This window comes from Streptomyces sp. NPDC058663, assembly GCF_042716745.1.
GTDB lineage: Bacteria > Actinomycetota > Actinomycetes > Streptomycetales > Streptomycetaceae > Streptomyces.
This window is the reverse complement of sequence record NZ_JBHXRV010000035.1, coordinates 58,068-69,635: the sequence shown is the minus strand read 5'-3', so window position 1 is coordinate 69,635 and position 11,568 is coordinate 58,068. Positions and strand designations below refer to the sequence as shown.

The 11,568-nt window shown below is 71.1% G+C and carries 8 protein-coding genes; all 8 read left to right on the top strand.

All coding sequences use genetic code 11. From position 1 onward, the window contains the following. Window positions 1–16 precede the first annotated feature (16 nt). The 8 genes from ACFWVV_RS24865 (at window position 17) to ACFWVV_RS24830 (ending at window position 11,559) form a co-directional block, all read left to right on the top strand. Window positions 17–490, top strand: a complete 474-nt coding sequence (locus tag ACFWVV_RS24865) for a hypothetical protein (protein WP_384354495.1) — start codon at window positions 17–19, stop codon at window positions 488–490. A gap of 96 nt (window positions 491–586) precedes the next feature. Then, the gene (locus tag ACFWVV_RS24860; protein ID WP_384354497.1) at window positions 587–1,150 is read left to right on the top strand and encodes a hypothetical protein; all 564 of its coding nucleotides are present in this window, start codon (window positions 587–589) and stop codon (window positions 1,148–1,150) included. Further along, a complete protein-coding gene (locus ACFWVV_RS24855; RefSeq protein WP_384354499.1) occupies window positions 1,102–1,563 on the top strand; it encodes a hypothetical protein in 462 nt (153 codons plus the stop codon). Before ACFWVV_RS24860 ends, ACFWVV_RS24855 begins: the two co-directional genes overlap by 49 nt. Window positions 1,564–1,584: 21 nt before the next feature. Next, complete coding sequence (locus ACFWVV_RS24850; RefSeq protein ID WP_384354501.1) at window positions 1,585–6,318, top strand: hypothetical protein; 4,734 nt, start codon at window positions 1,585–1,587, stop codon at window positions 6,316–6,318. Further along, window positions 6,311–7,213, top strand: coding sequence for a phage distal tail protein (locus ACFWVV_RS24845; RefSeq protein WP_384354503.1), 903 nt, complete (start codon window positions 6,311–6,313; stop codon window positions 7,211–7,213). The genes ACFWVV_RS24850 and ACFWVV_RS24845 overlap by 8 nt, the downstream gene beginning before the upstream one ends. A gap of 13 nt (window positions 7,214–7,226) precedes the next feature. Next, window positions 7,227–8,165, top strand: a complete 939-nt coding sequence (locus tag ACFWVV_RS24840) for a hypothetical protein (protein ID WP_384354505.1) — start codon at window positions 7,227–7,229, stop codon at window positions 8,163–8,165. Beyond that, the gene (locus tag ACFWVV_RS24835; protein WP_384354507.1) at window positions 8,162–9,268 is read left to right on the top strand and encodes a hypothetical protein; all 1,107 of its coding nucleotides are present in this window, start codon (window positions 8,162–8,164) and stop codon (window positions 9,266–9,268) included. Before ACFWVV_RS24840 ends, ACFWVV_RS24835 begins: the two co-directional genes overlap by 4 nt. Further along, window positions 9,265–11,559: a hypothetical protein gene (locus ACFWVV_RS24830; RefSeq protein WP_384354509.1), complete on the top strand. Its 2,295-nt coding sequence runs from the start codon at window positions 9,265–9,267 to the stop codon at window positions 11,557–11,559. Before ACFWVV_RS24835 ends, ACFWVV_RS24830 begins: the two co-directional genes overlap by 4 nt. The last annotated feature ends 9 nt before the right edge of the window (window positions 11,560–11,568 follow it).

Below are 11,568 nucleotides of genomic sequence, written 5' to 3'. Positions count from 1 at the left end.
ACCCCAGGGGCCAGTCATGCCGCGCTTTTCCCGCAAGGGCATCACCAAGATCCTGTTCGCGGACACCATCGCCGCGACCACCTACATCCCCACCCGCACCGAACTGACCGGTGCCACCAAGCTCACCAAGGCCATCGCCGCCGTCGACGGGTTCGCCCTGGAGAATCAGGAGATCGAGACCCCGGACATGGAGTCGACATTCGACTCCAAGATCCCCGGATCGGATGCGGCCGCGGACTCCTCCATCACGTTCTACGAGGACGACACCTCCTCCACCCTCGAGGAAGCCCTCGCCAAGGGCACCACCGGCTACATCATCATCCTGCGCAAGGGCGACGTCCCCGCCTCCAAGTCGATGGACGTCTACCCGGTGCGCGTCGCCTCCAAGAGCGCCGCGATCACCGTGGACAACGAAGCAGCCAAGTGGACCGCGAAGTTCAGCATCACGGACTCTCCGGCGCTCGACATCGCCGTGCCCGCCGCCACCTGATCCCCCTTACTCCCGGCCGGGCCCGCGCGTGGGGTTCGGGAAGGGGCGCCGTGCGCGCCCGGCCGGGTCCCTTCCCCCTTGTCTGGAGACACCACCATGCCCGCCGCCAAGAAGACCACCGCACCGCCCCCGCCGGCCGAGGCAGTGGCCCGCGACCCGCACTGGACAGCCACCCGCGAGAAGCTCCGCAACCGGCTGCGCCCCACCGCCACCCTCACCATCTGCGACGACCACCAGGCCAAGGAACGCCTGTCCGCCGCCCGGTACGTGGAGCGCCGCGCGCAGGAGCAGGTCGACGCCAACAACGGCAACGCCACCTTCGCCGCCCTCCTAGAGGACGCCCAGCGGGCCCTGGCCGACGCCCAGCAGGCATTCGACGACGCGGCGATCGTGCTGCGCTTCCAGGCCCTGGAGCGCCTGGACTTCGAGGCTCTGAAGAAGGCGCACCCGCCGACGGAGGAGCAGGCCGAGGAAGGCACCGCCGTCAACGTCGAGACGCTGGGCCCGGAGCTGATCGCCGCGTCGTCCCTGGACGGCATCACCCCCGACGAGGCACGGGAGTACCTCGAGACGTGGGCCGAAGGCGAAGCCACCGCTTTGTTCAACACACCGTGGGCGCTCCAGAGCGACAGCTCGCGGGTCGACGTGGGAAAAGGCTGACAGGCGATGAACGCCTGCGCCACGAGCTCGAACTCTGCGACCGCTGGGGCATCCCGCACTCGCAGTTCCTGGGCCTGGGGGAGGGCCGGTGGACGGCCCGCGACCGGGCCAAGGCCCTCGCCTACGCCGACTACCAGCGCACCGTGTGCACCCAGTGCGGCACCCGCCACGAGGACTGGGACCACGGCGGTACGGACGACGGCGACGACCAGTACGTGGCAGTCGCCCACCGGTGCGTCGGCTGCGAAGTCATCGCCGACAAGCAGGTCGAGCTCGAGAAGTCCGGAGCCGGACTGCACGGCCTCAAGGTCGCCCTGATCCCGTCCGCCGTGCACGCCGCGACCGAGGTCCTCAACTCCCTGAAACGAACCCCCTCCCGGCACGGCCAGCAGGACAGCGAAGACGACGACTAGAAACGAGCGGAGGGCGGGCGGGTGGCGGCCAACTGGAACCTGTCGGTGGACCTGCGCGGCAGCGGGCAGAGCCTCGCGCAGACGCTGCGCCAGAACGCCGGCCACGCCCGCACCCTGGGGCGCGCCGCCCGCGACGCCCAGCGCGATGTGACCGCCCTGGGTGCCGCCTCGCGGACCACCGCACGGCACGTGCAAGGCCTGGGCCGGACAGCCGACACGTCCCGCCGCCACGTCAGCGCCCTCGGCGCGGCCGCGCGCACCACCCGCTCCCACCTCACCCAGCTTGGTGGGAGCGCCCACACTTCCGCGGTCCGGCTTGGCCGCCTCGGTAGCCAGGCCGCCTCCGCTGCTCGCGACCTGCGCCGCCTCGCACGCGAAGCCGCCGACGCCGACGCGGAACTGCGGGCGCTCAACGGGTCGGTGACGCTCACCGCCAGTCTCGACGACCAGACCACCGGCGGCATGACCGCCGTCCAGGGGAACCTGGCCGCTCTGCAAGGCCACGGCCCGGTACGGCTCTCCGCCACCCTGAACGACGACACCGGGCCCGGTGCGGCCACGATCCGAGCTGCGGTCCGTGAACTGCAGACCCTCAGCCCGGTCCGCCTGTCGGCCACGCTGGACGACGACACCGGGCCCGGCGTGGCCGCCGTGCGGGGTGCGCTGCGCGACCTCCAGCAGCTCAGCCCCGTCCGGATCCTCACCCAGTTCGACGGGGACCCGGCACAGGCTGCGGCCACCGCCGCCGCGATCCGCGACATCCAGCAGAACGCGGCAGACGCCAGAACCACCCTCACCCAGCTGTCAGCCGGCGCTACCGCCGCGGCGGTCGCCCTGAACACCGCGCAGCGCGCCGCCAACGATCTGGCCGACGTACTGCGCGTCCTCCGCGCCCGGGCCGCCGCCGCGGCGGACGCACTCGACGACCTCGCCGTCCGGGCACTGGCCGCCGTCGGCGGACTCCAGGGACTGGGCGACGCCGCCCGAGGGGCCGACGGGCACCTCAACGCTCTGTCCGTACGCACCCGCGCTCTGGGCGGCGACCTGGACGACCTCAACGGGCGGCTCACCCGGATCACCGGCGGACTCACCGGGCTGCGCGGCAGCCTGACGACCACCGCGGGCGCAACGGACACCGCTGGCAACCGCATGTCGGCCCTCATCGTGCTGGCCGTCAGCCTGGCCACCGCGCTCCTGCCGATCGCCGCAGCTGCCGTGCCCATCGCAGCCGGCCTGGGAGCGGCCGGAGTCGCCGTCGGCGCGTTCGGTCTGGCGATCGGCGCGCAGATCAAGCACCTCACCGACGCCGCCGAAGCACAGACCGAGTACGAGGACGCGGTCGCCGAGCACGGCGCCACTTCCGCCAAGGCGGCCGAAGCCGACGCCGCCCGCCAGCGCGTCCTGGCGAAGATGCCCGAGCCGACCCGCGAAGCGGCCGCCGCGTACGGCGTGCTCACCGACGACTACAAGGCATGGTCGGATGCGTCCGCCAAGGACACCATGCCCGTCCTTACCAAGAGCATGGGCGTCATGGGGGCGCTGCTCCCGAAGCTCTCCCCGCTGGTGCGCAGCACCTCTGTCGAGCTCGACCGAATGGTCACCCTCGCGGCGGGCGGCATGGCCACCCCCGGCTTCGACGCGTTCATCGGCAAGCTCGCGAAGCTGTCCGCGAGGACCCTGCACGAGTCGGTCGACGGGGTGGTGTCCCTCTCCCGCAGTCTCAACTCCTTCGCGAAGGGCGGCGGCTTCGACGGCTTCATGACCTACGCCCGCGAGAACGGGCCCCTGGTCGCCGAGACGTTGAAGAACGTCGCCCTGGCCGTCATCAACCTGATCGAGGGACTGTCCGAGGTCGGCGTGTCCGCCCTCACCGTCGCCAATGGGTTCGCGCAGCTGGTCAACGCTTTCCCGCCCGAGTTCATCGGGATCCTCGTGCAGGGGTACGCGGCGTTCAAGCTCCTCGCCTTGGGGGCGTCCGCAGTGACCGCCGCCACCGGGGGAGCTGCGGCCGCGAGCCTGGCCGCGTTCGTGCGGAGCGCACGGTTCGGCGGGATCGCCGCCGCGACCACCGGCGTCGTCCAGGGCATGTCCGCGATGTCCAAGGGAGTGGGCATCGCCGCGGCCGCGTTCGCCGCGTTCTACGTCGGCCAGCAGATCGGCGAAGCGTTCTGGTCCAAGACCCCGCTGCAGGCCAACCAGGTCGCCGATGCGTTCACTGCACTGTCCAAGACAGGGAAGCTCGCCGGGATCGACGTCGATGAGCTGGCCGGCTCGTTCGTCCGGTTGAGCGAGGACACCGGCTGGACCGACATCGTCTACGACTACGGAACCTTCCACTCCAATACAGAGTGGAAGAAGGCGGCCGGCGACATGGACGCCTTCGACAAGCAACTCGCCACCCTCGCGGGCAACGGCAACACCGACCTCGCCGCCGAAGGATTCAAGGTCCTCTCCACGGCACTCGCCAAGCAGGGCTACAGCACCAAAGAGGTGATGGCCCTCCTTCCCGAGTACCAGAAGACGCTGTCCAACACGAAGCTGGAGAGCGAGAACGCCGCCCGGGCCGCAGGTCTCTTCGGCGCCCAGGCCGAGGCCACGGCCATCAAGCTCAACACGCAGAAGGCCAGTGCTGACGGGCTGCGCAACGCGATCGTCGCCCTGAACGATGCGAACCGGGCTGCCCTCGGCGGGATGATCGGCTTCGAGGCAGCGATCGACGCGGCGGCGAAGGCGGCAGCGGAGAACGCCGGAAGCCTCCGCATGATCAACGGTGAGCTGGACCTCAACTCGCCCAAGGCGCAGGCCGCCGCGACGGCCCTGCAAGACCTCGGTACGAAGACGGACGCCGCGGCGACCGCCGCCCGCGAGAACGGCCGTTCCTGGGAATACGTCAACGGCATCTACGACCGCGGCACCCAGGCTCTGATCACGTCGGCCATGCAAATGGGCCTCAACCGCGCCCAGGCCACCGCCCTGGCCCAAAGCATCATCCAGATCCCCGACAAGCACACCACGAACATCGAGATGCGCCGCGAGGACGCCCTGGCCGGCCTGGACTCCGTCATCGCGAAGATCAAGGCCACGCCCGGGTCGAAGTCGGTCACCGTCAGCGCGCTCACCGCAGACGCCCTCCAGATGCTCCACAACCTGGGCTACGTCACGAAGAAGCTCCCCGACGGGAAGGTGCAGGTCACCGCGCGCACCGGGGCTGCCCTGAGTGGCATCGCGGCGGTACAGGCAGCCCGCAACGCGCTGCGGGACCGCACCATCACCATCACCACCGTCGAGGTGACCTCGCGCCGCTCCGGAAAGCCGGGTTCCCAGGCCTACCGCTCCAACAAGATGGCCCAGGCGGAGGGCGGCGTCGTCGACTACTACGCCGACGGCGGGATCCAGCGCGGGGGTGTCCGCCGCTTCGCGGAGGGGGCGGAGAACCACGTCGCGCAGATCGCACCGGGCGGAACGTGGCGGGTGTGGGCGGAACCGGAAACCGAGGGCGAGGGGTACGTGCCGCTCGCCCCGTCGAAGCGGCCGCGATCACGGGCCATCACCGAGGAGATTGTGCGGCGTCTCGGCGGAGACCCCGCGGGCATCGCCTGGCACGCGGACGGGGCGGTGACCGACTGGCGCTACGACCCCACCACTGGGTCCCTGTACTCCGCGTCCGACGCCGGGCAGGCCGGGAACAAGACCCGGAAGGTCACCGTCAAGACGAGGGACAAGAAGGGCAAGGTCACCACCAGCAGCAAGGAGGTGAACTACTTCGACCTGGGCGCGGTGGAACGGCAGATCAAGTCGGCGTCGAAGGCCACCCGCGGCTGGAACAACGACCTCGCCACCGTCGCCGACCGGGTCGGCACCGACGTCGCGGACGCCCTGGCCGCGATGGGCAAGGACGGCGTCCTCCTCACGCAGAAGATGGCGCGCGGCTCGACGAAGTACATCAACGAGATGGCCTCCTCCTTGCGTGGCTTGGCGGCGACCGCCCGGGTGTCCCTGACGGACTACACCCGCCAGCTCGGCAAGGCCACCAGCGCCGACGCCACCTTCGCCCGCGACCTTGCGACCCTGGCCGGACGCGGCTACGGCGACCTCGCCAAGCAGCTCGCCGCGCAAGGCGACGCGGCGGCCGCCGGACTGGCGTCGGCAGCGGTCAAGGACTCGAAGAAGGCCGCCTCCGCGAACGGTGCGGCGCGCACCGCGAACCGAGCCCTCACCAACGATGAGGTCTCCGACCTCGTCGCGATCATCTCCGCCGTGACCGGCCCGAAGGTGGGCCTGCACGACGTCGCCGAATCCACCGGCCTCGGCGAGGACACCATCGTCGCCATCGCCACCAAGGCCGCCGCCCAGATCAAGACCGCGCTCGGCTCCCGCGCCTCCCGCTTCATGGCCGACCTCGGACGCGCCCAGAAGGGCCTGTCGTACGCCGACGGCGGCATCAGGGCGGGCATGTACGCCACCTCCGGAGGCATCGTGCGGTTCGCGGAGCCGGAGACCGGCGGCGAGGCCTACATCCCGCTGTCCCCGGCCAAGCGCAGCAGCGCCACCCGCGTCCTCGCGGACGTCGCCGGCCGCTTCGGGAAGGGCGTCACCGACATGCGGGCCACCCGGCCCGTGATCGTCACGACCGGCGGGGACACCCACGTCACCGTCACCGCCGTCCGCACCCCCGCCACGGCCACAGACATCGGCGCCCAGGTCGGACGCTCCGTCCGCCGGGCCAAAAGGGGAGGGGTGTTCGTCCGTGCCTGACACACCACTGACCGACTGGCAGTACGACCTCGGGGGAGTCCTCCTCGGCTCCGGCACCCCCGTCAACGTTATCGAGACAACTGGGCTGGGCCGCCCGCCGGTGCGCGACAACGACGCCGACCAAGCAGGCATGGACGGCCTGGTGGCCGGGCCGGACTACTGGGGCGCCCGCCAGGTCCAGATCGACGCAGCCATCAAGCTGCCCGGGAACCCGGCCGGCTGCCACGACAAGGTCGCCGAACTCCAGCAGGCGGCCGCCGCGGCGTCGGTGCGGCTGACGTCCGGGGCGGGCATGGTGCTGCGCGTGAAGCGCCCCGGGCGGCCCACGAAGCGCCTGACGGGCCGACTGCGCCGCCTGGACCCCGAGTGGGCGGACGTCGTCCACGGCTACGTCCCGATCGACCTTGAGTTCGTCGCGCACGACCCGACCTGGTACGCGGACACCGAGTCCACCACCGAGCTCCCGCTGGGCTGGCTCACCGGCGGCGGGTTCGCCGCACCGATCGTCGCCCCCCTGTTCGTGCAGTCGGGGACGGTGGCCGCCGACCGGCCCGGGTGGGCCAGCAACGCGGGCACGGCGGCCGCCTGGCCGGTCATCCGCATTACCGGGCCGTGCTCCGCTGCGTCCGTCACCCATGCCGAGTCCGGGCGGGTGCTGTCCCTGCCTTCCCTGGTCCTCGCCGCAGGCCAGTGGGTGGAGATCGACACCCGCCCCCAGCACCGCACGGTGCGCCGGGAGAACGGCGGCAACGCCTCCGCCCTGCTCTCCCCGGTCTCCCGCATCGACCTGTTCTCCCTGCCCCCGGGCCAGAACGAGTTCCGGTTCACCGCCTTCGACAACACCAACACGTCCCGCCTGCGCCTGACCTGGCGCGACGCCTACACCGCCCTCTGAGGAGAGACCCGCGATGGCACTGTTCCCGAGGCCGATCCTCACCAACGGGGCAACCCACTCCGCCCAGCAATTCCGCATGCTCGTCCGCGACCTGGCCCGCGGAGCCGAAGGCATCACCGAGGGCGACGACCTCAAGGTCTCCCAGCTCGGCACCCCCGGCGGCGGCGTCCAGGTCGGCGACGGCTCCGGAGTCGTCAAGGGCCGGGTGTCCGCCTACCAAGGCCACTACTCGGTGTGCAACATCGGCGCGACCACCGTCACGGTCGCGGCCACCGGCGGCACCCCCCGCTCCGACCTGGTCATCCTGCGCGTCGAAGACCCCGAATACGAGGGCGTGCTCAACCCGGCCACCGACCAGATCTGCTACTTCCAGATCATCTCCAACGTGTCCGCCTCCACCACCTGGATCCCCGACGGCCGCACCGGGATCCCGCTCGCCCGCATCGACATCCCCGCCTCCACGTCGGCCATCACCAACGCCATGATCAAAGACATCCGGGTGGTGGCCAACCCGAGGCGCGAGACCCAGATCCTCACCCAGTCCCCGGCCACCGCCTCCGCGAACATCGGCGGCACCTCCGGCACCATGACCTACTTCTCCACCCTGGCGGGGTGGAACGTGTGGATCCCGGACTGGGTAGCCGTCGCCCGCATCAGCCTCACCGTCGGCGGCCTCCGCGGCACCACCGGAAGCTTCTACGGGGCCCTCGGCGCGACCTTCGGCGCCAGCCTGCCCCTGCAGTCGATCCTCCTCGACGACAACGCCGGGGCCACCGTCCGCCGCTCCACCCAGATGCTCGCCGACACCCTCACCATCCCCGCGAACTACCGGGGCACCAACCAGATCCTGCGTCTCCAGGCCGCCGGGTACGTGGGCAACGCCGGCAACCTCCAGGTCGACAACGTCACCACCGTCACCGCGAACATCGAGTTCTCCGAGGCGCCCCGGTGACCAGCCCTCCCACACCGCTGCGGGTGATGACCCAGCACGCCCTGACCGGCGCCTGGCAGTCCATGGCGCTCCCGCTGGCCGACCTGGAGTACGGGCCCGACCTCAACGGGCCCGGCACCCTCACCGGCACCCTGTCCCCGCGCGTCCTGGACACCCACCCCACCCTCACCGACCCCGGCACCACCCTCATCTACGTCGAGACCGACGGCGGCCTGTGGGGCGGCCTGGTGTGGGACGTCCGCCCCCAGGGCGAGAAGTGCACTCTGGAGGCGGCGTCCTGGTCCTCCTACCTCCAGCACCGGCACGACCTCCACGGCAACCTGAACGGGCGCGGCCCGTACACGAACGCGGACCCGTGCAAGGTCATCCGGGACGTGTGGGCGTACGCGCAGTCCGTCGCCGACGGCGACCTCGGCGTCCAGGTCGACGCCACCACCTCGACCGCGAAGGTCGGCACCACCGCCGACCCGTACACCTTCCCCTGGTGGGAGTCACCGGTCCTCGGAGACAAGGTCGACGACCTCGTCTCCGGCGACGCCACCCCCGACTACACCTGCACCACCGAGTGGAACGCCAGCAAGACCGAGGTCATCAAGCGCATCCGGCTGGGCTGGCCCCGGCTCGGCGCCCGCCGCACCGACATCAGCTTCGCGTCGGGCGAGAACATCGTCGACGAGCCCGAAGTCCTCCTCGCGGGGGACGACTACGCGCAGGTCGTCATCGCCTCCGGTGCCGGAGACGGCTCCGCGAAGCGCCGCCAGATCAGCGCGGTGCGTAACGGCCGGCTGCGCCTTGAGCACGTCCTCGACCTGCCGGACGTCAAAGCCAACGACGTCCTCGCCTCCCGGGCGGAGGCCGAGCGGGTCCGACGCCAGATCCTCGGCTCCGTCGAGCAGATCACCGTCCGCAACACCCCCGCCGCCCCCTTCGGCAGCTGGGCCGTGGGCGACGACGTCTACACCCGCGTCCACAACGCCTGGACCTCGTACGTCGGGTGGTGTCGCATCACCGGCTGGACGATCCGCCCGTACGCCACCGGCGGACCTCAGGCCACCATCAATCTCGCCCCGTCCTCCGCCTACAGTCACGGAGGCGTCCAGTGACGGACATCGGCCGCACCCTCCAGGACCTCCAGAACCGGATCTCGAAACTGGAGCGGTCCTCCCGCCTTTCGTCGGCCTCCCTGGACGACACTGCGATGGTCGTGCGCGATGGCGACGGTTCGCTGCGCGCGATTGTCGGCCAGCAGGTCGACGGCACCACCGCCGTCGTCGCCGTGAACGGGCCTATCCCGCCCACCCCCACCCCGCCCGCCGTCACCCCCACCCTGAAGGGCTTGCGGATCACCTGGGACGGGTCCTTCGCCGACGCCCTGGTCGGGCCGCTGGACCTGGCGCGCGTCCAGGTCCACCTGCTGCCCGACGCCGTCACCCTCCCCGACGTCCAGAACCCCACCGCCACCATCGAGCCGGCGTCCGGGGCGTCGGTGACGATCGCGGTGCCGTCGTACGCCGGGCTGTGGGTGCGCCTGGTCGCCGTCACCACCTCCGGCACCCCCGGCACCGCCTCCACCCCGGTCCTGGCCGTCCCCTCCCAGACGGACTCCGCCGACCTCCACGACCGCGCCGTCCAGGAAGGCCACATCGCGGTCGCTGCGATCGTCACCGAGCACCTGTCCGTCGGCTCCGTCACCCCCGACCAGATCGCCGTCGGCCAGGGCAACAACCTCATCCCCGACGCGGGCTTCGAGTCCGCGGCCACCGCCAATGCCATCGCCCGTGCGGGGGCGCCGTGGACGCTGGCACCCGGCAACCGGTACGGCGTCGGTGTCCGCGCCGACTGCACCGCCACCGTCCCCACCGACTACACCCTGCCCCTGGCCACCGTCCCCGTCCTGGCCGCCGACCAGATGTACCTCGGCGTCGACGTCCTGGTGTCCGCCGACTACGCCGGGGTGTCGGTACGCCTGTTCAGCAGGTGGGAGGACTCCGCTGGCACCGTCCTCGGGTTCGGCGTCGCCGAGACGCTGGCCCCCGTCGCGGGGGAGTGGCAGCCTCTGTCCGGGCAGGCCGCCGCACCGCAGGGCACCACCCAGGCGGTGCTGTGCCTGGAAGTGCAGGACGCCACCGCCGGGTTCGTCGTCTTCGACAACGCGGAGGCACACAAGATTTTCGGCCGCGCGGTCGGCGGCGCCCGCGCCGAACTCGGACCCCAGGGCCTGCGCCTGTTCGACGACGGCGGCGACGAAGCCGTCAGCCTGGTCACCGGGCAGCCGAACTACATCACCTTCCGCGAGAACGGCATCCCCGTCGCCGCCGTCGGCTCCACCGGCGACGGCAGCTTCCAGAACCTGGCCGTGGGCGGCGCCCTCAGCCTCGCCGGGGAAGAGATCCGCCTCGAGGACCTCCGCGACACCGGACCGCGCGGCATCATCGCCCTCGACTGGCAGAGCTCCGGCGTCTCCACCCCCACCGGCGTCGAGAAGGGCTTCGTCGAGCTCGCCTTCACCGCCGAGGAAGGCCGGATGTACCGCATCCGCTACGACGGCAACGTCGAGTGCTCCGCTACCGGCGGCGTCCTCGCGCTGCGACTTCGCAACGGCTTTACCAACGCGCCCCTGGTGTCCTCCGCGTCCTTCCAGGAAGCCCGTCACCCCCTCTCCACGACGCAGCGCCAGCGTGTGTGGATCGAGAACGTCAGCGGCGTCTTCCCGACCGGGTTCGTCCGCCCCGGTCTCAACCGGCTCCTGCTCACCTACACCAGCGAAGGCGGCGCCCCCGCCGGGTCCACTGTCACCCTCACCGGCGCCACCAGCTACCTCGGGCACCTCCTTGTCGAGGACATCGGGCAGCAGATCCCCGAGACCGGCATCTACAACACCGGCGGGGCCGTCGTCGCCGTCCCCCCGGTGAAGACGACGAAGGTGTACAACGCCGCCTGGTCGGGGTCGTACGCCGCCCGCAACAAGTACAACTCGTACTACGGGAACCAGCTGGTCGGCGGGTACTACTCCGCCAACAACGGCATCCAGGCGGGCCTCGTCGGGTTCAGCTCCGCCCTGGCCACCGACCTCACCGGGGCCACCCTCCTCAAGGTCGAGGTGTACCTGTACGCCGCGCACTGGTACTACGCGGCCGGCGGCACCGCCACCATCAAGGCCCACACCCACGCCTCCCGCCCCGCCGTGTTCTCCGCCGACCAGACGGAGTGGCTCAACGTCAGCAACTGGGCGCGCGCCGCGGGCAAGTGGGTCGACATCTCCACGATTTTCGACAGCACCACGTTCCGCGGCATCGCGATCGACCCGAACACCACGAACCGCACCTACTACGGGCGCTTCGACGGCGTCGGCCACCCCCGGCCGCCGAAGCTCCGCGTCACCTACATCAAGTAAGGAGCCCCG